Below are 20,201 nucleotides of genomic sequence, written 5' to 3'. Positions count from 1 at the left end.
CCTCAGAGAGCGGTATTGAGCGGAGGGGAGTCGGGCTTGGTGCCCGCCTGCGAGGCGACGGGCAGGCAGTTGCGGTGCTTGATGAAGGCGCTGTCCATCGGGATGGGCGCGAGCCCGTTCAGGCGCACGGCCAGCCCTTCCGGAAAGCCGAGGAAGCGCTCGGCAGCCTCGCTCTCCATCAGCTGCAGCATGGCGTGCGCCACCACTTCGGGGCTGTCCATCGCGGTGCCGGTGGCGCGGTTGTAGGCCTCCACGTCGGCCGCGTTGAAGGCGGTGCGTGTGCTGCGCGGGCCGAGGTATTGCACGCGCACGCTGCTGCCGCCCAGCTCGCGGCGCAGCGCCTCGGCAAAACCGCGCAAGCCGAATTTGCTGGCGCTGTAGACGCTGTAGCCGGGCAGGCCGATGCGTCCCAGTACCGAACCCACGCAGATCACCTGGGCGCGCGGCAGGTTGCGCAGGTGAGGCAGGAGCGCCCGGGTCAGCAGCATCGGGGCGAGCAGGTTGGTGTGCAGCACCTGGGCGATATCGTCCGGGCTCAGCGATTCCAGCCGACCAAAGCTCGGGACCCCCGCGCCGTGCACGAGCACGTTGCATCCCCAGGTCGACCCGACCTCGCTCAGCTCCGCGAGGCCGGCCACCTTGTTCAGGTCGGCGGCGTGCCACGCCACGCGCGGCGTCCGGATGTCGCAGTCGCGTGAGAGAGCGCGTGCCTGGGTCGACAGCCGCGCCGGCGATCGGCCGACGAGCATCATCGACGCGCCGGCCTTGACGAAGGTCGCGGCCGCGGCCGTTCCGATGCCGCCGGTGGCGCCGGTGAGCATGATGCGGGCCTCGCTAGCCTTCATGCCGTGGCCCCGATGGAACCGGCCGCCGCCAGGCCCGGCAGGACCTGCGGCAGGGGCAAGCTGCGGAACACATCGCCGTACAGGCGGTAGAAGGCACGTGCGGCATGCACGATGTCGGCCTGATCCTGTGGATCCTCGATCCGATCCATCAGCAGCGCGAAATGCGCGGTGTGCTCTTGGTCGAGCGTGCCGTGCGAACGCAGGTAGCTGAAGGCCGCATCCGGCAGTTGCAGCGGCTGCTGGATCTGGTCGGCTGCGAGCAGCGCCAGCGACACGCTGGTGCCTTCGAGCACGTGCACCATGCCGAGGAAACCCAGTGGATTTCGGCGCGCGATGGTGTCGTACGCATAAGCCACCATGACCTCGGTGGCGTGGCCCGGAAGGCCTTCGCGCACGGCCTCGGCATCGCCGCCCGCAGCGCGGATGTCGTCCAGGATCCACTGGTCGTGACCCTGCTCCTCATCGATGTACGCGTCCAGCGGCTCGCGCAGCCAGTCGTTGCGCGCGGGCAGCGCAGCCTTGCAGGCTCGCAGCAAAGGCACGGTGTGGCGCACATGGTGGTAGGCCTCGCGCAGGAAGGCCAGGTAGCTCGGCAGCGACACTTCACCGCGCAGGCAACCCTGGATGATGGGTGTGCCGAGCAGCCCCATGCGGGCGTCGGCGGTCTGTTCGAGCAATCGGGCATGGAAACTCATGAGAAGTCCTGTGAGAGGGGAGAAGGTCAGAGGGCCCCGATGCCCAAGGCATCGGTGTGTTCTTGCAGGATCGCGGCGCGCTGCGGGCGCCCGTTGGGGGTGGCCATCCCGGTTTCGGGACTGAAGGCGGCGCGGGCGCGTGTCCAGCGCTGCACGCGCGCGTAGTCGGGCAGCGCTGCGTTGGCGGTTTCCACCGCGGCCTGTAGCGCCGCGTCGGGCACGCTCGGCTGCACGGGCCACAGCACGGCGCTCAGCGCTGCTTGCGCGTCGCCGAACACCACGGCCTGGCCGATGACGTTCTCATCTCGCAGGGCGGTTTCCACCCATTCCGGCGAAACGTTGCGGCCGAACGCGGTGATGAGCACCAGCTTCTTTCGCCCCTGGACGTGGACGAAGCCATCGGCGTCGATCGTGCCGAGGTCGCCGGTGGGCCACCACGGCGGCGTGGGTTCGGCGCTGCCGAGATAGCCTGCGAACAGGCTGCCGGCGATCTCGATCTCGCCGTCGGCCGCCACGCGCAAGCGGGTATGCGGCAGGGCGCGTCCAGCGGTGCCGATGCGGTCGGCACCGGGAAGATTGAGTGTCTGGACCGAGGCGCCCTCGGACAGGCCGTAGCCTTCGTAGGCCGGGATGCCCAGCGCGCGCGCGCCGTGGAGCAGCTTGGCGCCGACGGCCGCGCCGCCAACGGCCACCATGCGGAGCGAGGCGGGCGCGCGCTGCCCGCTTGTCATGAGATGAGCGGCCCAGGCGCGCAGCATTTGTGGCAGCAGGATGATGCTGTGGGGCTGATGCCGTGCAACGGCCGCCTGAAAGCGCGCGGCATCGAAGCTGGACGACCCGGTCCATCCCAGCTCCTGCAGCGGCAGGACGATGCAGGTGGCGCCGCGCGACAGCGGCGCCATGACACCGGCGATGTTCTCGAGCAGCACGGCGAACGGCAGCGCGCACAGGTGGCGCCGAATGTCCAGCGGCACCATCGCTTCCACCAGCGCGTCGGATACCCGCCGCATGCCATCCGCGGCGAGGCACACGCCCTTCGGCGCGCCCGTTGTCCCGGAGGTGAACGTGATCTTCGCCGTATGCGGCGGCATCGGCACGCGCTCGCAGGGCGGGCGCACACAGGCGAGGGCCTCACCTGCCACTTCGCACGGCGCCGAGGGCGCCTGGGGCCATCGGGCGGCCAGCGCCGGGAGTGCGAGCACGGTGTCGACACCCGCTGCGCGCAGGACATGGGCGATCTGCTGCCCGGTGAAGAAGAGCGGCAGCGGCACGTGCACCACACCCGCCTGCGCGGCGGCGAGATCGGCCACCACCCAGGCGGGCGAGTTGTCCATCAAGGTGGCGAGAACGCGCGTGCGCTGCGCTTTGAGGCGGTCGACCAGCGAGTCCACCTCCTGGTTGAGTTCGGTGGTGCTCCAAGTGCGTTGTCCATCGTCCAAGGCCACTTCAATCGCCCTCATGCGCGGCCCTTCGGGCCGCCTGCGCGGCGCACTAGGTGCCGCAGCGCCTGCTGAAGATGTCCCGCGAGTACCAGGGGGCGATGATCGTAGTAGCTGCCCCAATGGCCGGCCTCCTCGCCCAGCGCAGCGGGGTCGGCCGTTCCCAGTACCAGCGGCGTGACGCCGATGCGAACGAACAGATGGCGAAGCTCCTCGGTGAGCGTGCCCACCACCCACTGGAAGCGCTGGGCGGCCAGATACGGCCCCAGCAGGAAGATGAGGCGCCGGCCTTCGCCTGCGCGTGCCGCCGCAAGGTGGCCGACTTCGACGATGCGTTCGCGCTGGGGCTGTGCATTGCCGTGGGTGGCCAGCAGCGACTCCACCGGCGCGTCGAGGTAGCGTTCCAGAAAGAGCGGGGCTTGCGCTGCGTGCCGGTAGCCTGCCGCGGCGACGATGCTTCCGCCATGGTCGCGCAGGCTCACCAGAACCGGCGCGAAATCCGAGACGCGCGCTCCATAGCGTCGGGCATAGATGCGCCGAACGAACTCCTCGACCTCGTGACGGCGGGGTTCGTCCTGCGGATGAATGGCAAACTCCGAGCGTCCCGGCACCAAGCCTGCGCCAGGTGCCGGGTCGGCGTCATATACGGGGGACGGGGCCATGAACATGCACACTCCTAGAGATGCCCTCGAGGCCGCGGGCAGATCCGGGTGGATGTTCGGCGCTGTTGATGAACGCCGCCTTAAGCCGCCGGGCAGGACCCCGCGGTTGCGATTTGCTCGATCTTCAGATTGCGGTTGGCTCTGCTCTCCTGCCTGCCTGTGCGGCCGGCTGCGCGAGCCGCCCCGCGCGGAGCCGCTGATCGGCCCGGGACGCAGGGCCGCGCACTCAATGCACCATCAGTACCGGCGCGGTCATCGACTCCAGTACCGTGCGGGTCGCTCCGCCCAGCACCAGCTCGCGCGCACGGCTGTGTCCATAGCAGCCCATCACGATCATCTCGGCGCCGGTTTCGGCAGCCAGGGCCAGCAGCTCATTGCCGGCATCGCGTTCCGAGAGCCACTGGTGCTCGCGCACGTGCTCGATGCCATGCAGGCGCAGGTACTCCGGGACCTGCAATGGTGTCGATTCCATGTAGTCGGCGTTCTCCTCGGCGCAGACCAGGTAGACCTGCTTGGCTTCTTGCAGGAAGGGCAGGGCGGTGGTAAGTGCGCGGGCGGATTCTCGCGTGGGCTTCCAGGCGACCAGCACGAGCTGCGGCGCGGCGGTGACCTCGCCAGCGTAGGGAATGACGAGCGTGGGCCGGCCACTGTCGATGATGACGCTCTCGACGAAATCACCGGGGACATCGAAACCAGCTGCATCGGTCGGATCGCGCTGCCCAACCACCAGCAGGTCCGACGCCAGCGCTCGCCGTGCGAAAGTGCTGATCACCGGCTCGCCGCTGAGCTCCAGCCATTCGCTTTCCGGCGCTCCGGCATCCCGCGCTCTTTCGAACATGGCCATGGCATGGACACGATGTTTCAGATCGATGCCTGTGGTCGCAGGCGTCGGCGAGGCGCCCTCTGCCAAGGACAGCAGGGGTAGGTAGCGCGGTGCGGCTGCGAACAGCGCGGTCAACTTCGCTTGATGGAGGGAAGCCAGCTGATGCGCAAAGCGCAACCGCGCCTCGGCGCGCGCCGTACCGTCCATGTGAACGAGAAGGGACTTGATGGAGTTCATGGCGATCACCCGGGCGACAGATTCAGCGATCTTGCGTGGCGCGCGGCTCTACAGGGTTGCGCCAGCGCAAGCATTGGCCGATTGCACTGTCTGCGCGCCTGCTCCGAGCCCCTTCTGTCGAACGTATCAGCGGCGGAGCTTGTTCTCGGCCGCGGTCTGGCATGCGGCGCAACGGATTGCGATGGGTTGCGCCAGCAGGCGCTCGCGCGGGATGGCATTTCCGCAGTCCACGCAGACTCCATAGCGGCCGTCGGCCATGCGCTGCTCTGCCTGCTCGATGTCGAGCAGCCTGACTCGATCAATCTCCATCTCGGCGAAGCGCACGTCGCCGAGACGTTCCACTTCGGCTTCGTCGGCGTGACTTTGGACCTCGTGATCCTGAGGCTGAAGGGTGGCTTCGACATCGGAGGAAGCGCCGCGGATTTCATCGAGAGCCCTGCGCTTCATGGCCCGGAGTTGGTCGGCCAGTAGGTTGCGATCGGCATCGGTCAGATGTTTCATGGGGAACTCACAAGAAGATGGGAAGAAGGTAATCGTCGCTGCCGGAGAGCCAGTTCACCTTGACATTCGTCAACTGATCGCCGAGCGCTTGATGCGCGCCGACCATTCGCATCCGCTGGGATCGCATCGGCCACACGCACAGTCAGCCGTCGAGCGGTACGCCGCCGGCGTAACGGCACACCCATTGGTCCCACAAATCCTGGTTGACGGTGCCAACCGTCTTTTCCCATGCGGCCAGCACCTGGTACTGATTGCGCTGGGCCTGCATCAGGAAGCCGACGAGAGCGCTTTGCCACGCAAGGACCGACAGGAGGTAGCCATCGCGAAGCGGCGATGCGGGCGGGACATCATCGGCCATTGCAGTTCCCCAGCGAGAGTGTTCGTGGTCCATCAGCGGCTGCCGAGATCAGTGCTCAGCAGCTTGTCGCGTCATCGTACGCGTGGTCGCCCGAAGAAGATTGATGCACATCAAGCGACACTGAATCGGTTCGGCGGGACGGCTTATTTCAGTTCCGCCGTCCGCCGATAGATGACGTGGTACACCAGGCCGACGAGCACGCCGCCGCCGACGATGTTCCCGAGCAGTACCGGGACGAGGTTGCGCAACATTCCCTCCAGTGTGATGTGAATGGTACTGGGCGCCACGCCATCGAAGGTCTGCAGCAAGATGGCCAGAGGGATGATGTACATGTTGGCGATGCTGTGTTCGAAGCCGGCCGCAACGAAGGCGGAGATCGGAAAGACGATTGCCACGACCTTGTCGACGACGCTTCGTCCTGCAAGCGCCATCCAAACCGCCATGCAGACCAGCACGTTGCAGAGAACTCCTCTGAAGAAGGCTGTCCAGAACGGCAGGGCCACCTTGGCTGCGGCAACCCGGAGGTATTCCTGCCCCACCGCGCCGCCGCCTGCTTCGTGGTGGCCCGAGAGAAAGACGATCAGCGCCAGCCCCGTGGCGCCGACGAAGTTTCCTGCGCAGACGATCGTCCAGTTCAGCAAAAGATCGCGCGTGGAAATCTTCCCGTCGGCCCAGGCCATTGCCAGCAGGTTGTTCCCGGTGAACAACTCGGCGCCCGCGACGACCACGAGAACCAGCCCCAGGGAAAAGGCCACGCCGCCGAGCGCCTGCTTGGCGGCAAACCCCAGAGTCGGGTCGGATCTGATCAACAGGAAATAGAGTGCGCCCAAGCCGATGAAGGCTCCGGCGAGAACGCTCAGCATGAGCGTGGAAAGCAACGGCAGGTGCGCCTTGGCCGCGCCGACCGTGTCGACCCGCGCCGCGATTTCCTTCGGTGAGAAGGCGTCGAAACCGAAGACTTCAGACATGGCGTACCTTTCCGGACCGAGGCCCATTGCGTGAGCGCACCCGCCTGCACGGTCGAGAGGCGCGGGCAGCGAATCTCGTTGAGCGCACTGGCCCGTCCCCCTCCGCGATCCTCACATTGAGGGATCGGTCCGGTCATTGGCGAACGTCGGTTGGCCGCATTCGCTGTCCCATGCTAGGGCATCGAGGCGCGATCCGCGGTTGATCGGGATCAAGCGGCGTGCCGAGCGTGCTCGGTGGAGCGCTTCGATGCGCTGCGCTGTTGCGCAGCGCAGATCAAACCCATAATGGCTGTCTGGTCACCGGATTTCGCCGGCTTTGTGCATGACTTCTGCTTGTGGATGGGACTTGTGAACAGCTTTTCCCGACGCCGTTTCATCTGCGCGTTGGGGGCGTCTGCGTTCGCCGTGAGACCGCTCGAGGCGAAGGCCGGCGGCGCGGCGCCGCGCGCCCTGCGCTTCGACAACTTGCACACGGGCGAGAAGCTCGCGGTCGAGTATTTTCATGGCCAGCGCTACGACCTCGGCGCGCTCGCCGCGATCAACCATGTGCTGCGCGATTTCCGCACGGGTGATGTCGGCGAGATCGCCCCTGAGCTGCTGGATGTGCTGCATGCGCTGGTCACGCTCACCGGGAGCGAACGCGCCGTGCAGGTCATTTCGGGCTACCGTTCGCCGGCCACGAACGCGACGCTGGTCGAACGCAGCAGCGGCGTGGCCACCGGCAGCCTGCATATGCGCGGTCAGGCCATCGATATCCGCCTTGCCGACGTGGCGTTGCCAGCGCTGCGCAAAGCTGCGCTCGGCATGCGCGCCGGTGGCGTGGGCTACTACCCGGCCTCGAACTTCGTACATGTGGACTGCGGCCGCGTGCGCGCCTGGTAGCTAACGGCGGCCGTCGTATCGGCTTGCGAGTGCCCGCACCAGCCGGGCATCGTGGCCGTAGATGTCTTGCGCGAAGCGCAGCGCGTGATCCGAGGGCGTCACCATGGCCGTCATGTAGAACAGGATCACCGGCAGCGGCCGCGTGAGATCCACGCGTTGGGATGAAGGCCCCGCCATGGCCGCATCGATGCGCTCCGGGGTCCACTCGGGCTGATCCCTTAGCACCCAGCGCGCGAGCGCCATCGGCTTCTCGACGCGCACGCAGCCGTGGCTGAAGTCGCGCCGCGCGCGGCCGAATAATTGCGTGGCCGGCGTGTCATGCAGATACACGTTGTCGTCGTTCGGGAAGATGAATTTCACCAGGCCCAGAGAGTTCTTCGGGCCCGGGCGCTGGCGCACGCGCAACACCCCCTGGCGCAGCAGGGCCAGGTTCTGGGGGCTGCTCGTCTCCGCCGGCTGGACGTTGTCGCCGGCGCCACGCACGATCTCCATGTCGTGGCGCTGAAGATAGCCCGGGTCGCGCGCGATGGCCGGCAAGATCTCGTTGCGCACGATGGAAGGCGGCACGTTCCAGTACGGCCGGAAGATGATGTAGCGCATCTTCTCCGAAAGCACCGGCGTCCTGGTATTCAGTGCACGGCCGACCACGACGTTCATGTCAACCAGGGAGGCTGCGGGCGCAACGGGATCCCAGGCCCAGAGACGAAACATCGCGATGTTGATGCCGATGAAGGGCTCGCCGTCCAACTCAGGCAGCCAGCGCAGGCGCTCCAGCGCCAGTTCGAGTTGGAGGACTCGTTGGCTGAGCGGCACATTCAGGGCAGCCATGGTCGCGCTTCCGAGCGCACCGTCGGCCTCCAGGCCATGGCGCTCCTGGAAGCGCCTGACCCCATCGGCCAGCGAGGCATCGTAGCGGTCGGCCGGAGGCTGCGCCTCGGCAGGCAGGTCGCCCAGGGCGACAAGCCGTCGATGCAGCGCGGCGGTGCCGGCATAGATGTCTCCTGCCTTCAGCGCCTTGGCTGGTGCGATGGGCGGCAGCAAGCCCGGCGAGGGGTCCGCTGCCAGCGTGCGATAGCGCCCCAGCGCCTCGCGCAGCCTTCCGTACTGGCCCAGACGCGGGCGCAGGGCGGCCACCGCCTGCGACAGGCGCCCCTCATCTGCAGCAGCGTGCAGCAAGGCTGCGACATCCACCGTCTTGCGCTCGTGCTGTCCGATGCGAAAACCGAGCGGACGCGGATCGACGCGGCCCCGGTGCAAATCGTGGAAGAACCGCAGCATCGCAGTGTCCAGTGAGCGTTCGAAGGCCAGTGCGGAAGCCGCTGCCGCCTTTGACGCGCGGGTGAGGTCCGCGGCCTGAAGGGCGAGGTCCCGGGCTTGATAGTCCTGTGCGACCAAGCCGTCGGCGGGGGCATCTGCCAGTATCTGCAGGGCATCGCGCGCACTTGCATTCGGCCGCCCAGCGGCGTCCAGCCAGACCGATTCGGCTGCGCCGGCTGCAGTTAAAAGGAGGAACAGCCACAAGCTAAGCGCCGGCGCCGCCCGGAGCCATCCTTGGGCTTTCGACGGCGTGATGACTCTCACGGGCGAATGGCGGGGATCACGATGGTCTGTCCGGCTTTGGGAATGGGCCCCGCTTAGGAGTGGTGTGTCGTGCCGGCCTGCACTTCGTAGGTTCTCTTTGCAGCGGTGTGGATGGTGAACTCCACAACGCTTCATGTGTGTCTCTTGGTGCAATGTTGGGAAGTGGCCGGGGAGGGAGTAACGCGGCTTCAGTACATGCCGGACTCGGCGTCCGCGCGCAGTCCGCTCGTTGCCTTCTTCGGCGCGTTGGCAACCATACAGTCGGTAGTCAGCACGAGACTAGCGATCGAGGCAGCGTTCTGTAGCGCGAGGCGCGTCACCTTGGAGGGGTCGATGACGCCCATCTCCAGCATGTCACCGTACTCGCGTGTCGCGGCGTTGTAGCCGAAGCTGCTCTGGGCGGATGCGTCGACCTTGGCCAGCACGATGGAGGGCTCGTCGGCCGCGTTGCTCACGATGCGGCGCAGCGGCTCCTCGAGTGCGCGCTGCACGATCTTGATTCCCGAGGCCTGGTCCAGATTGGGCGCTGGAAGATCTGGCAGCGAACGCCGCGCGCGCAGCAGCGCGACGCCTCCACCGGGAACGATGCCTTCCTCGACCGCGGCGCGGGTGGCATGCAGCGCATCCTCCACGCGCAGCTTGCGCTCCTTCAGCTCGGTCTCAGTGGCAGCACCGACCTTGACGAGTGCCACGCCGCCCGATAGTTTGGCGAGGCGCTCGTCCAGCTGCTTTTTCTCATAGTCGCTGGTCTGCGTCTCGCGCTCCTTGCGAATCGCGGCGACACGCTCGCGTATGACCTTGGGGTCGCCCGCCCCGCCGATGATTGTCGTGCTGTCCCTGTCGATCACCACGCGGCGTGCACGGCCCAGACTGTCGAGCGTCGCCTTGGCGAGGGTCAGCCCGAGTTCGCTCGAGATGACCTGTCCGCCGGTCAGAATGCCGATGTCTTGCAGCATGGCCTTGCGGCGGTCGCCGAAGCCGGGCGCCTTCACGGCACAGGTCTTCACGACACCGCGCACGCTGTTGATGACCAGCGCGGCCAAAGCGTCCGCCTCCACCTCCTCGGCGATCACCAGCAGCGGGGCGCCCGACTTCGCCGCGGCTTCCAGAAGCGGCACCAGATCGTTGATGACCGAGAGCCTCTGGTCGCACAGCACGACCAACGCATTCTCAAGAACCGCGGCCTGTTTCTCGGTGTCGTTGATGAAGTAGGGCGACAGGTAGCCGCGGTCGAACTGCAGGCCTTCGACGATCTCCAGCTCGCTGACGAGCCCCGAGCCGTCCTCGATCGACACGGCGCCCTCTCGACCCACCTTGTCCATCGCGTGGGCGAGGAGGTCGCCGATCGAGCGGTCGTTGTTGGCCGAGATGCTTGCCACGTGGGCAATCTCCTGCGAGGTCGCACACGGCTGGGAGATCGTCTTCAGCTCGCGCACGACGGTGTCGACGGCGAGGTCGATGCCGCGCTTCAGATCCATTGGATTCATGCCGGCGGCGAGGTACTTCAGGCCTTCCTGGATCATCGCGTGCGCCAGCACGGTGGCGGTGGTGGTGCCGTCACCGGCCATCTCGCTGGTACGGGCCGCGACCTCGCGCAGCAGCTGCGCGCCCATGTTCTCGAAGCGGTCTTCAAGCTCGATCGCCTTGGCAACCACGACGCCGGAGTTGACGATCTGCGGCGCCCCGTACTCGCTGTCGATGATCACGGTGCGACCCCGGGGACCGAGGGTCACCTTCACCGCGTCGGCGAGCGTGTCTACGCCGCGCCGGATCTTCTCGCGTGCATCTTCGCGGAAGAGAAGCTGTTTGGCTGTCATGGGGACTGCTCCGGTTCGGACCGCACGGTCAGTGCGTTCACCAAGGACCTGATTCCCTGCACTCGCCGCACCGCGCATTCGACGGCATGACGCATTGCAGGACTGACGAGCTGGCCGGTCAGCGTGACCACGCCGTTCTCGACACGCACATCGACATAGGCGCCGCAGACTGCCGGATCCCAGTTCAATGCCGCGAAGACTTCGTGTCTCAGTTCCATATCGGAATTCATGGCGGTCCGTTCCTTCGGTCGGGATACGGTTCAGTCCTGCACCACCAGGTCGTTCGCGACGGAGGAGACGCCCGGCGCGGACCACGCGGCAAGCTGGGCGGCATTGAGTTCGGCCCACGAATGAACCTTGCCGCGCAGGCTGACCTGCGAGCCGTTCACTTCGATCTGGATCCGATCGGCCTCGCGATCGGCTTGGCGCGCCAACGCCTCGCGCAGCTTCTTCTCCACATCGGAGGGACGAAGCCGCGGCGTGATCTTGATCATGTTGGAGACGCCTGTGAGGCCCATCAGATTGCGCACTGCTTTCTCCGCGGCCCGGCTCTGGTATTCCCATTCGAGCTCGCCGGTGAGGGTGACCCAGCCTCCTTCGACCATCGGCTTGACCTTTCCGTCGGGCACGAGAACGTTCCATTCAAGCGCACGTTCTGCCGTCAGAGCGATCTCGGCGTCGGTTCGCTCGTCGCCGGCCGGCAGCTTGACGGTGATCTCGACCGCCAACGCCTTCACGCCCTTGACGCGTTGGGCAGCACGCTCGGCGGCGTACTTCTCGGCATGGCTGGCGAGGTGGCCGGTCAAGGTCACCACGCCATCCTGGACGATCACGCCCACGGTGGCAGTCTTGATCGCGGGGTCCCAGTCGAGTTCGGCCTGGACGTCCTTTCTGAGTTGAGCATCGGATTTCATGAGATTCCTTCCATTGGAAAGTTTGGCTCAGCCATTTCGCAGCATTGGCGATGCTGCGAAGTCATTTGACGGCCACGCGGTGAACGCCGCGTTGCGCTGGATCAAGGATCTTGACGTGCGCTGCTGCTCGTACCACTGTCGCTGGCTGGTCGTCGTGCGCCGGTCGAGTGCCGATTGCGCGAGCCCGGCCGCTCGTTCCAGGATGATCGGACGGCTTCAACCGCGCGGTAACCATCCCGCGGCGGCGCAGGACGCGACCGACACCGGGCCACAGGGGTCACTTCTTGTCTCTGTCCGCCGGCGGGCGACCCTGGGGACTGGCGGCTTCGCGCGTCTTGCTGGCCGCATCCTTGGCGGCGCGCGCAGCGGCGCGAGTGGCTTCCTCCGCCTTCTTCAGCGCGTCGCGGGTGGCTTGTGCAGCCCTCTCGGCTTCCTCCTTGCTCGACCCCAGTGCGCGCTTCGCCGCTTCGTCGGCTCGGTCCAAAGCATCCTGGGAAAAGGAGACGGCCTTCTTGCCTTCCTCCGCGGCCACACGCGCGGCTTCGCGGCTCTCGTCGATCGCCCTGGCCGCCGAAGTCCGTGCCTTCGCCTCGAACCGAGTGGCCGCCTGCGCCACCTTTCGGGCTGCGCGCTGAATCGCCTCCGCCGCGGACTTGGAAACCCTGCCGGCGGTCGCCTCGCTCTTCTCGACAGCGGCCTTCGCCTGCTCGACTGCCTTGTTTGCAGCGCTCTCGGCCTCGCGGGCCGCTTTGCTTGCGGCCTCTCTCGCCTTCTGAGCGGTGGATTGCGGTGGGCTCAGCCGGCCTGGTGGCGTGTTGTCGGCGGCGAAGGACGCCGCGCTGACTGTGATCGCCAGCAGGGCCAGCAGCTTCTTGGATCTCATGAGATCTCTCCCCGAAGTTGATAGGGGTGCCAAGGATGCGGCCTGAAGAGCTCCGATGTGTTGCGCTAGCGCAAGCAGTTTCGACGCCGCATCCGCAATGGTGAGATCGTGATCCTCTTTATGGGCTGATGCGCTTCGAGATCGAGCTAGCGGATCAGTTGGCAGCGCTTGAACTCGTCAGGCTCAACAAGTTGGTGCGCGCTTCAGCTTGCCTTGAGTCTGCGCAAGACGCGACGCAGGCCCAGTGGAAACAATGGCTCATGGTTGCCCCAATGAAGCGCCTTCATGCAGGCCTGATGATCGTCCTTGCGGCTGCCGCGTTGTTGAGCGGCTGCGCAATGGTGCCGATCGACGTGCCACGGCCCGAATCCCATGCGATTGAACATCCGGAACAGACATTTCTGGGTCGCGCTTTTGCCAGCCAGCTCTCGGCGACGCCAGGGGATTCGGGTTATCGATTGCTCGTGTCCGGCGAGGAGGCCTTTGCGGCGCGCGCGGCGCTGGCAGACGCGGCACAGCAGTCGCTGGACCTGCAGTACTACATCATTGAGCAGGACACCACGGCCACGATGCTGATCTACGGGGCCCTGCGCGCAGCCCAACGTGGCGTGCGCGTGCGCCTGCTTCTGGATGACTTGTATGCGGCTGGTCGCGATCTCGACCTTGCCACGCTCGCGGCGCACTCCAACGTGCAGGTGCGCGTGTTCAATCCCTTCCCACGCCGCGGCCCCCCTGGCGTGCTGCAGTGGCTGGACTTCCTCGGCGACGGCGCGCGGCTGAACCGCCGCATGCATAACAAGCTATGGATCGCCGACAACGCGGCTGTGGTGCTTGGCGGGCGGAATCTGGGCGACATTTATTTCAACCTGCGCGGGACGAGCGATTTCGCGGATCTCGATGTGCTCGCGGCAGGACCCATCGTCGCGCAGGTTTCGCGCAGCTTCGACGACTACTGGAACAGCGCATCGGCCGTACCGATCGCCGCGTTCCTGGGCAATCTGCCTGAGGCCTGGCAGGCACAGCTGCACTTCGCCGAGACGGCGCTGCAAGCAGAGCGCTTTCGCGAGACAGACTATGCGCGACGCGTGCGCGCCATGGACTTCTGGCGCGAGTTGCGAGACGGCAAGCTGGCGCTGGTCGCGGCACCTGGGACCGCCCTCTACGATGCGCCAGCCAAGTCGGAGGTTGGCTCCACGGGTGGCGGAGAAATTGCCGTTCGCATGCGTCCGATCATCGAGGCGGCGCGCCAGGAGGTGCTTCTGATCACGCCATACTTCATACCGAGCGATCGAGGTGTCGAGGTCCTTTGCGCGCTGGCGCGCAAGGCCGTGCGGGTCAGGGTGCTCACCAATTCCCTGGCATCGACCGATGTTCCGCTGGTGCACGCAGGCTACGCGCGCTACCGACCTCGCTTGCTTGAATGCGGGGTTGAAGTGCACGAGTTTCGTCCGGCCCTGGCGTCGCCCGGCAAGGCGCGATCCGGCTTGTCGTCCGGCGCCAGCCTGCATGCCAAGGCGGTCGTCGTCGATCAGCGGTGGGTGCTGATCGGGTCCATGAACCTTGATCCCCGATCGCGGTCTGCCAACACCGAGATCGCGGCGTTGATCGAGAGCGACGCGTTGGGCCGACAACTCGAAGCCCTGTTTGCGGAGGCGACCTCACCTGGTCTCGCCTACCGGGTCGAGCTTGCAGAGCCGGACGCCAACGGTGCCGCTCAGCTCATCTGGCATGGCATCTTGGACGACAAGCCGGTGCGCTACCGCAGCGAGCCGCTGGCCGGCGGTTGGCGCCGGTTCGTCGCCGGCTTGTTGGGTCGGTTCGTCCCGGAGGAAATGCTTTGAGCGTTGCTGTCGATGGCTGTCAAGCGTTGTCGCCGCAGCCAAAGACCCGGACGAAATCCAGCGACGACACCACGCCGGCGATTCCTTTGCCGTCGATCACGATGACATGATGAATCCCGCGTGCCACCATGAGCGCCGCCACTGTGGCGACCGGGGCCTCCGAGTCGACGACGATCGGCTTGTAGGAACACATTTGCCAGGCGCGCGTCGCGGCAGCGTCTCGTCCTTGCGCATGGAAGCCGACAAGATCGCAGGCGCTGATGACACCGACGACTTCACCTCGTGCCGGCTCCAGGACCGGCACCCACGACAGGTGCTTGCTGGCAAGCAGGGCTTCCACCTGTGCCACGCTGTCTTCCATGCTGACGCTGCACACCGGACGCTGCATCAGGGAAGTGATGGGTCGGCTCATGATGCTGCTCCTTCTGTTTGCCGGCGCGGCGAACGCCCCAGCTGCTGCTCGACGGTGAGGACGTCGCGCGTGATCTTGAGCAGCGTGTCCGGCGTCACGCTCATGGCGTCGATGCCGAGCTCCACCAGGTACGCGGCCACTTCCGGGTAGTCCGAAGGTGCCTGGCCGCAGATACCGACGTGGCGGCCGTTGCGTCGCCCCCCTTCGATGGTCTGCCGGATCATCGTCTTGACGCCTTCGTCGCGTTCGTCGAAGTCGAAGGCCACGATGCGTGAGTCGCGGTCGACGCCCAGCACGAGTTGTGTCAGGTCGTTGGAGCCGATCGAGAAGCCATCGAACAGTCTGGCGAAAGCGTCGATCTGGATCACGTTGTTCGGGATCTCGCACATGACGTAGATCTCGAGACCGTCCAGACCGCGTTGCAAGCCATGGGCGGCCATCGCTTCGAGCACCCGCTCAGCTTCCTGGATGCGGCGGCAAAACGGGATCATCAGCTTCACGTTCGCGAGCCCCATCTCTTCTCGCACTCGCTTCATGGCGGCGCATTCGAGCGCAAAGCCTTCCGCATAGGCGGGGTGCGTGTAGCGCGAGGCACCACGAAAGCCGATCATCGGGTTCTCCTCCTTCGGCTCGAACGAGGAGCCGCCGGCCAGGCTGGCGTACTCGTTGGTCTTGAAGTCGGACATGCGAACGATCACCGGTTTCGGATAGAAGGCCGCCGCGATCATGCCGACGCCTTCCGACAACTCGCGCACGAAGTAGTCGGCCGGTCGATCGAACGATTGCGTCAAGCGAGCGATCTGGGCGCGCACCGCGGGGTCGTCCACCTTCTCAGGATGGACCAGCGCCATTGGGTGGACCTTGATGTGTTCGGCGACGATGAACTCCATGCGCACCAGGCCTGCGCCGTCGTTGGGCAGCAGTGCCGTCTGGAAGGCACTGTCGGGATTGCCCAGATTGACCATCAGGTGAGTCCGCGGTCGTGCGAGCGTCGACAGATCGACGCCGGTTTTCTCGAAGGGCAGCGCGCCTGCATAGACGCGGCCCTCGGCACCCTCGGCGCAAGACACGGTGACTTCGTCGCCGCTGCGGATCCTCACGGTGGCATCGTCGCAGCCGACGACTGCGGGAATGCCCAGCTCGCGGGCCACGATGGCCGCGTGGCAGGTGCGGCCCCCTCGGTTGGTGACGACCGCAGCCGCGATCTTCATCACAGTGCCCCAGTCGGGCATCGTGGTGTCGGCCACCAGCACCTCGCCTGGCCGGAACTGGCCGAGCGCCATGACGTCGGAGATCACGCGGGCTTTACCCACCGCGATCGTCGAGCCTACGGCCCGGCCGGTGAGCAGGGGCGGGACAGGCGCGTCGAGGCGGTACTCGTCGACGCGGTGCAGCGGCTTGCAGGAGGCGACCGTCTCGGGTCGGGCCTGCACGATGTAGATGCGCCCATCGACGCCATCCTTGGCCCATTCGATGTCCATCGGCGTCGGTCGGCCCGCATGACGGCTGTAGTGGTCTTCAATTGCCACGGCTGCGTCGGCCAGCGCCAGAACGTCGGTGTCGTCGATGCAGTATCGGGCGCGATCTTCCGGCGGCGTCGGCAGGTTGCAGGTGGTCTCCCGACCAGCACCCTTCGAGTACACCAGTCGCACTTCCTTGCCGCCTAGCTTGCGCCTGAGTACGGCGCGGTGGCCCAGCTTCAGGGTCGGCTTGAAGACGTAGAACTCGTCGGGATCCACGGTGCCTTGCACGACGTTCTCCCCGAGCCCGTAGGCGCCGGTGATGAAGACGACGTCGCGGAATCCGCTGTCGGTGTCGAGCGTGAACATGACGCCGCTGGCGGCGCGATCGGAGCGCACCATCTGCATGACGCACACCGACTGGAGGATCTGGAAGTGGTCGAATCCGTTTGCGACACGGTAGGCGATGGCGCGGTCCTTGAACAGGCTTGCAAAGCACAGGCGCACGCAGTCCAGCAGGCGCGCCTCGCCAGAGATGTTCAGAAAGGTCTCGTGCTGCCCGGCGAAACTCGCAGTCGGGAGGTCCTCCGCCGTGGCAGAGCTGCGTACCGCTACCGTGATATCGGAACCGTACTCCGTTCGCAGGCGTGCATACGCTGCGCGGATCTCAGCCGTCAAGTCTTCGGGGAGGGCGGCGGCATAGATGATCTCGCGTGCGTCCCGTGCGCGCCGCGCGAGGTCATCGATGTCCTCGACGTCCAAGCCGGCCAACGCTGCCCTCAGGCGCGGCAACGCGCCGGCGACTTCCAAGGTAAGGCGATAGGCATCGGCTGTGATCGCGAACCCGTTGGGCACGCGCACTCCTTGTGGGGCCAGCGCCCGGTACATTTCGCCGAGCGACGCCGTCTTGCCGCCAACTGTCGGCACGTCATTCGCGCCGAGTTCCGAGAACCAGCGGATGTAGGTCGCTTGAGCTGTCATGGGCGTCTCCTTCGGGGCCTTGGCTGTGTGCATCCCCACTTGCGGGACATTGCCTCGGGCCACAGAACCCAACAAAAGGTCGGCAATTCAGTCTAGGAGGCTTCCGCCGTTTCGGGTTGCGCTCGATCAAGGAAGGCCTCGATGCCGCGCAGCACGCCTTCATTGCTCCAGGAGACTCTGTCTGGCAACCTTCAGCTGTCCAGCATGTGCCCGCGGTCGGCAGCTTCCGGTGAGCCCGCGGCAAGCATCGAACGCCCGGGGCCTGCCTGTGTGCACGCCACGCTCGAAGGATACCGTCCCTGCGAAGGGTCGAGCGCGAATCCATCAGGCTGCCTGAGATGTCAGGTTGACTGACCAGGCGATCGAATGCGGATCCCTGGCCTTGCTCACTCCCGTGCCGAAGCGCTTCAGGCGCCACACGAAGCTGCCCTCGTCGACCTGTCGCGTGGTGATCGAAGTGCTCAGAAGCGGCGAGCGATCGATGATGTCGTCGATCTCGGAAACAGCACACTGCGCACCTCGGTCCTCCATGACCAGCACCACGGCAACATCGGGCAGATGGTCGCGGCGCCTTGTCACGAAACTGCGCATTGGGCCGGCGACGCGCCTTCCCCAGATCGGGGTCACCAGGACCACGATATCGAAGTCCATGGGCGGCGGGCCGTCATAGCGGGTCGGCGGGCACCGAAGCAGCACGGAATCGAGGATGCAGCTTAGGCGGCCAAGCGGACCGTGCCGCGGCCGGACCTCTGCGATCTCTCCCATGGGCCAGCCTTGCTGGCTGCACAAGAGCTCGGCTACCCTGCGAGAAGTGCCGGTGTATGAGTACACGACCACGAGAACATTGCTCATTGCGTATTGCCATCACGTTGAAGAATGGAAGGCGGGCGGAAGCGGCAGACGGATTGCGGCGTGGTCAAGGGACAGCGAAGCGTCTGGCGCAATTCCGCCGCCGTACACCTCCTGGTGTCGCGCGCCTTGATCGCAAGCTCGAATCTTTCCACGAGCCAAGTGCTCCGCGCAGGCGCTCTTGAAATGGAATCACCTGCATCGAGCGTTGCCCTCGCCATCTCGCCGATCCCGTCTGTGCCGCCCCACCCTCGAACTCTGTTTCACGCGATCGTCGCGTTGGCTGTATGCCGCCGCCTGACGTGCAAATGCCTCAGAGGTCCAGGTGCAGGTTGTTGACCACGGTGGACACACCTGGAGCCGACCATGCGGCGCCTACCGCCGCCGCGCGCTCGGCCCAGGATTGGACAGAGCCCTGCAGTGTGACTTTGGAGCCGTCGACCGAAATCTCGATACGGTTGGCTTCGCTGCCAGCTCGGCGAGTCAATGCATCATGGATCTTCTGGTTGATATCGGACACGCTGGGCCTGGGCTTGATCTTCACCAGGTTCGTAACCCCCTTGACTCCGAGAAGACTGCGCACAGCGGCCTCGGCGGCGCGCCGCTGATAGTCCCAATCGACTTCTCCGATCAGCGTGATCCAGCCCTTCTCCACCATCGGACGAATCGTGTCGCGGGGCACGCTAGCGTTCCATTCGATCGCGCTTTCCGCCGTCATTGCAATATCGGCATCCGTGCGTTCGTATGGGGCGGGCAGCTTCACGGTGAGTTCGATAGCCAGTGCTTTCACTCCGCTGACGCGTTGCGCTGCACGTTCAGCTGCATACTTCTCGGCATAGCTGGCGAGATGGCCGGTCAACGTGACCACACCGTCCTTGACGATGACGCCGACATCAGTGGCGCTGACGATCGGATCCCACTTGAGCTCGGCCAAGACGTCGTTCTTGAGTTGGGTATCGGATTTCATGTGATTCCTTTCGGTCTTCACTCTGCGCCGTTTCGCCGCGACGTGGCTTGCGTTGCATCAAATGCGGCGCATCAGATGGCCCGAAGCGCTTCTTGCGCGGCGGCAAGTATGTGAATCGATGGCGCAATCGTTCAGAGAGGGATCGTCCTGAGGCTCGCGCTGGCCCCTTGGCGCGCTTGCGCAGAGGTCGGGTTGCGCGCGCCGTGCCGCGGCTCGCACAGCGGCCTAGGTTCGCCGGGACCGATCACCCATAACGGCATTGGCTCTAGTTGAATTGGCATGGCTGCACATGAGGTCTCTCGACCTCCAGATCGCGGACTGCGCGCGCGTAGAGGTAGTTGAGTCGCGCGCGTTCGCTTAGCGAATCCATGTCGACGTGACCAAGGGCGTCGCAGGGAAACCTGTAGTCACGGCCTCCGGCCATCAGAGGACGAAAGCGGAGTTCATAGCCGGCGAATGCATGGGATGCGTTCATCACTGTCTCCTTGATCTCGCATCCGGACTCTGCGGGGAACTGGGAAGCAGAGGCGACTGCGCGATTTCAATGTAGATGTGCGGCTTGGCCGCAGCACCAACGCAGCGCATCGATCGGCAACACTGTGTGAACCTTTCGTATCGACACGTCGCGATCACGCGCTCGAGTACTGTCCCTGCGCGTTGGGAGGCCCGGCCGAGGCCATCGCGATCATGTTGGCGCGCCACAAGGAGTGACTTCCGCACCGCAGGCCCACTCGGGAGCGGTTTCTCGGAGAGTGTCAGCCTGTGTTGTCGCAGCCGTGAACCGAATGGTCGGCTCCGATCCGGTGTCACGTCTTGGGGCATGGAGGCACGTAGCGTGCGCGGGGGGTGTCGACTGAACGCCCCACTCCCCCTTAAGGCGCAGGCTTCATGCTTGCGAAGCTCGGATGCGGCGCTTTTCCGCCAAAGTGGCTGCTACGCCGGTTGATCTGGATCAAGTTCACCGGGCGCCCCGCCGACCAGACTCACCAGGGTCCTGGGTCAATCCAGGAACGGAGTCATTCATGCGCCAAGACAAACTCACAACCAAATTCCAGGAAGCCCTCGCCGACGCGCAATCGCTCGCTC

Annotated in this window: 20 protein-coding genes; 2 read left to right on the top strand and 18 right to left on the bottom strand. The window is 65.7% G+C overall.

Features of this window, described 5'->3' with window-relative positions:
* Positions 1-2: 2 nt before the first annotated feature.
* The 8 genes from AC3A6B_RS21625 to AC3A6B_RS21590 all read right to left on the bottom strand — a co-directional run bounded on the left by AC3A6B_RS21625 (position 3) and on the right by AC3A6B_RS21590 (position 6,528).
* Positions 3-845 carry an SDR family oxidoreductase gene (locus AC3A6B_RS21625; protein WP_487838706.1) on the bottom strand — a complete coding sequence of 281 codons (843 nt, stop codon included), beginning with the start codon at positions 843-845 and terminating at the stop codon, positions 3-5.
* Positions 842-1,540: an iron-containing redox enzyme family protein gene (locus AC3A6B_RS21620; RefSeq protein WP_487838705.1), complete on the bottom strand. Its 699-nt coding sequence runs from the start codon at positions 1,538-1,540 to the stop codon at positions 842-844. The genes AC3A6B_RS21625 and AC3A6B_RS21620 overlap by 4 nt, the downstream gene beginning before the upstream one ends.
* Positions 1,541-1,566: 26 nt before the next feature.
* A complete protein-coding gene (locus tag AC3A6B_RS21615) occupies positions 1,567-3,000 on the bottom strand; it encodes an AMP-binding protein (RefSeq protein ID WP_487838704.1) in 1,434 nt (477 codons plus the stop codon).
* Positions 2,997-3,641 carry a thermostable hemolysin gene (locus AC3A6B_RS21610; protein WP_487838703.1) on the bottom strand — a complete coding sequence of 215 codons (645 nt, stop codon included), beginning with the start codon at positions 3,639-3,641 and terminating at the stop codon, positions 2,997-2,999. Before AC3A6B_RS21610 ends, AC3A6B_RS21615 begins: the two co-directional genes overlap by 4 nt.
* A gap of 226 nt (positions 3,642-3,867) precedes the next feature.
* On the bottom strand, positions 3,868-4,701 hold the full coding sequence (locus tag AC3A6B_RS21605) for a universal stress protein (RefSeq protein WP_487838702.1): 834 nt from the start codon (positions 4,699-4,701) through the stop codon (positions 3,868-3,870).
* 126 nt (positions 4,702-4,827) lie between these two features.
* Positions 4,828-5,202: a TraR/DksA family transcriptional regulator gene (locus AC3A6B_RS21600; RefSeq protein WP_487838701.1), complete on the bottom strand. Its 375-nt coding sequence runs from the start codon at positions 5,200-5,202 to the stop codon at positions 4,828-4,830.
* 142 nt (positions 5,203-5,344) lie between these two features.
* Entirely contained in the window at positions 5,345-5,560 is a 216-nt protein-coding gene (locus AC3A6B_RS21595; protein WP_487838700.1) for a hypothetical protein, read from the bottom strand.
* A 143-nt stretch (positions 5,561-5,703) separates the two neighbouring features.
* Complete coding sequence (locus tag AC3A6B_RS21590; protein ID WP_487838699.1) at positions 5,704-6,528, bottom strand: formate/nitrite transporter family protein; 825 nt, start codon at positions 6,526-6,528, stop codon at positions 5,704-5,706.
* Positions 6,529-6,762: 234 nt separating this feature from the next.
* On the opposite strand from AC3A6B_RS21590, the gene mepK reads away from it, so the two are divergent.
* A complete protein-coding gene (gene mepK, locus AC3A6B_RS21585; protein ID WP_487838698.1) occupies positions 6,763-7,410 on the top strand; it encodes a peptidoglycan L,D-endopeptidase MepK in 648 nt (215 codons plus the stop codon).
* Here the strand turns inward: mepK and AC3A6B_RS21580 are convergent, their stop codons facing one another.
* The 5 genes from AC3A6B_RS21580 to AC3A6B_RS21560 all read right to left on the bottom strand — a co-directional run bounded on the left by AC3A6B_RS21580 (position 7,411) and on the right by AC3A6B_RS21560 (position 12,605).
* A complete protein-coding gene (locus AC3A6B_RS21580) occupies positions 7,411-8,931 on the bottom strand; it encodes a L,D-transpeptidase family protein (RefSeq protein ID WP_487838697.1) in 1,521 nt (506 codons plus the stop codon). It abuts the gene before it with no gap.
* A gap of 248 nt (positions 8,932-9,179) precedes the next feature.
* Positions 9,180-10,808 (bottom strand): chaperonin GroEL, encoded by a 1,629-nt coding sequence (groL, locus tag AC3A6B_RS21575; protein WP_487838819.1) that lies wholly within the window; start codon positions 10,806-10,808, stop codon positions 9,180-9,182.
* Positions 10,805-11,038, bottom strand: a complete 234-nt coding sequence (locus AC3A6B_RS21570) for a BON domain-containing protein (protein WP_487838696.1) — start codon at positions 11,036-11,038, stop codon at positions 10,805-10,807. Before AC3A6B_RS21570 ends, groL begins: the two co-directional genes overlap by 4 nt.
* Before the next feature lie 30 nt (positions 11,039-11,068).
* The gene (locus AC3A6B_RS21565) at positions 11,069-11,722 is read right to left on the bottom strand and encodes a BON domain-containing protein (RefSeq protein ID WP_487838695.1); all 654 of its coding nucleotides are present in this window, start codon (positions 11,720-11,722) and stop codon (positions 11,069-11,071) included.
* A gap of 277 nt (positions 11,723-11,999) precedes the next feature.
* On the bottom strand, positions 12,000-12,605 hold the full coding sequence (locus AC3A6B_RS21560; protein WP_487838694.1) for a hypothetical protein: 606 nt from the start codon (positions 12,603-12,605) through the stop codon (positions 12,000-12,002).
* 128 nt (positions 12,606-12,733) lie between these two features.
* Here AC3A6B_RS21560 and AC3A6B_RS21555 point away from each other — a divergent pair, with 128 nt between their 5' ends.
* Positions 12,734-14,446 carry a phospholipase D-like domain-containing protein gene (locus AC3A6B_RS21555; RefSeq protein ID WP_487838693.1) on the top strand — a complete coding sequence of 571 codons (1,713 nt, stop codon included), beginning with the start codon at positions 12,734-12,736 and terminating at the stop codon, positions 14,444-14,446.
* Positions 14,447-14,465: 19 nt separating this feature from the next.
* On the opposite strand, the gene AC3A6B_RS21550 is transcribed toward AC3A6B_RS21555, so the two are convergent.
* The 5 genes from AC3A6B_RS21550 to AC3A6B_RS21530 all read right to left on the bottom strand — a co-directional run bounded on the left by AC3A6B_RS21550 (position 14,466) and on the right by AC3A6B_RS21530 (position 19,590).
* A complete protein-coding gene (locus tag AC3A6B_RS21550) occupies positions 14,466-14,858 on the bottom strand; it encodes a CBS domain-containing protein (RefSeq protein WP_487838692.1) in 393 nt (130 codons plus the stop codon).
* Positions 14,855-17,299 carry a phosphoenolpyruvate synthase gene (ppsA, locus tag AC3A6B_RS21545; protein WP_487838691.1) on the bottom strand — a complete coding sequence of 815 codons (2,445 nt, stop codon included), beginning with the start codon at positions 17,297-17,299 and terminating at the stop codon, positions 14,855-14,857. The genes AC3A6B_RS21550 and ppsA overlap by 4 nt, the downstream gene beginning before the upstream one ends.
* A gap of 324 nt (positions 17,300-17,623) precedes the next feature.
* Positions 17,624-17,950 carry a hypothetical protein gene (locus tag AC3A6B_RS21540; protein WP_487838690.1) on the bottom strand — a complete coding sequence of 109 codons (327 nt, stop codon included), beginning with the start codon at positions 17,948-17,950 and terminating at the stop codon, positions 17,624-17,626.
* Positions 17,951-18,461: 511 nt separating this feature from the next.
* Positions 18,462-19,115 (bottom strand): BON domain-containing protein, encoded by a 654-nt coding sequence (locus AC3A6B_RS21535; RefSeq protein ID WP_487838689.1) that lies wholly within the window; start codon positions 19,113-19,115, stop codon positions 18,462-18,464.
* Between the two features lie 265 nt (positions 19,116-19,380).
* On the bottom strand, positions 19,381-19,590 hold the full coding sequence (locus AC3A6B_RS21530) for a hypothetical protein (RefSeq protein ID WP_487838688.1): 210 nt from the start codon (positions 19,588-19,590) through the stop codon (positions 19,381-19,383).
* Positions 19,591-20,201 lie beyond the last annotated feature (611 nt).

Source organism: Variovorax sp. Soil_C_33 (genome assembly GCF_057656935.1).
This window is presented reverse-complemented; position numbering and strand designations above follow the sequence as displayed.

Bases quoted from the DNA above. Each gene is read 5' to 3' on its own strand.
- AC3A6B_RS21625 (WP_487838706.1), bottom strand. From the start codon at position 845: ATGAAGGCTAGCGAGGCCCGCATCATGCTCACCGGCGCCACCGGCGGC.
- AC3A6B_RS21620 (WP_487838705.1), bottom strand. From the start codon at position 1,540: ATGAGTTTCCATGCCCGATTGCTCGAACAGACCGCCGACGCCCGCATG.
- AC3A6B_RS21615 (WP_487838704.1), bottom strand. From the start codon at position 3,000: ATGAGGGCGATTGAAGTGGCCTTGGACGATGGACAACGCACTTGGAGC.
- AC3A6B_RS21610 (WP_487838703.1), bottom strand. From the start codon at position 3,641: ATGGCCCCGTCCCCCGTATATGACGCCGACCCGGCACCTGGCGCAGGC.
- AC3A6B_RS21605 (WP_487838702.1), bottom strand. From the start codon at position 4,701: ATGAACTCCATCAAGTCCCTTCTCGTTCACATGGACGGTACGGCGCGC.
- AC3A6B_RS21600 (WP_487838701.1), bottom strand. From the start codon at position 5,202: ATGAAACATCTGACCGATGCCGATCGCAACCTACTGGCCGACCAACTC.
- AC3A6B_RS21595 (WP_487838700.1), bottom strand. From the start codon at position 5,560: ATGGCCGATGATGTCCCGCCCGCATCGCCGCTTCGCGATGGCTACCTC.
- AC3A6B_RS21590 (WP_487838699.1), bottom strand. From the start codon at position 6,528: ATGTCTGAAGTCTTCGGTTTCGACGCCTTCTCACCGAAGGAAATCGCG.
- groL (WP_487838819.1), bottom strand. From the start codon at position 10,808: ATGACAGCCAAACAGCTTCTCTTCCGCGAAGATGCACGCGAGAAGATC.
- AC3A6B_RS21570 (WP_487838696.1), bottom strand. From the start codon at position 11,038: ATGAATTCCGATATGGAACTGAGACACGAAGTCTTCGCGGCATTGAAC.
- AC3A6B_RS21565 (WP_487838695.1), bottom strand. From the start codon at position 11,722: ATGAAATCCGATGCTCAACTCAGAAAGGACGTCCAGGCCGAACTCGAC.
- AC3A6B_RS21560 (WP_487838694.1), bottom strand. From the start codon at position 12,605: ATGAGATCCAAGAAGCTGCTGGCCCTGCTGGCGATCACAGTCAGCGCG.
- AC3A6B_RS21555 (WP_487838693.1), top strand. From the start codon at position 12,734: ATGCGCTTCGAGATCGAGCTAGCGGATCAGTTGGCAGCGCTTGAACTC.
- AC3A6B_RS21550 (WP_487838692.1), bottom strand. From the start codon at position 14,858: ATGAGCCGACCCATCACTTCCCTGATGCAGCGTCCGGTGTGCAGCGTC.
- ppsA (WP_487838691.1), bottom strand. From the start codon at position 17,299: ATGACAGCTCAAGCGACCTACATCCGCTGGTTCTCGGAACTCGGCGCG.
- AC3A6B_RS21540 (WP_487838690.1), bottom strand. From the start codon at position 17,950: ATGGACTTCGATATCGTGGTCCTGGTGACCCCGATCTGGGGAAGGCGC.
- AC3A6B_RS21535 (WP_487838689.1), bottom strand. From the start codon at position 19,115: ATGAAATCCGATACCCAACTCAAGAACGACGTCTTGGCCGAGCTCAAG.
- AC3A6B_RS21530 (WP_487838688.1), bottom strand. From the start codon at position 19,590: ATGAACGCATCCCATGCATTCGCCGGCTATGAACTCCGCTTTCGTCCT.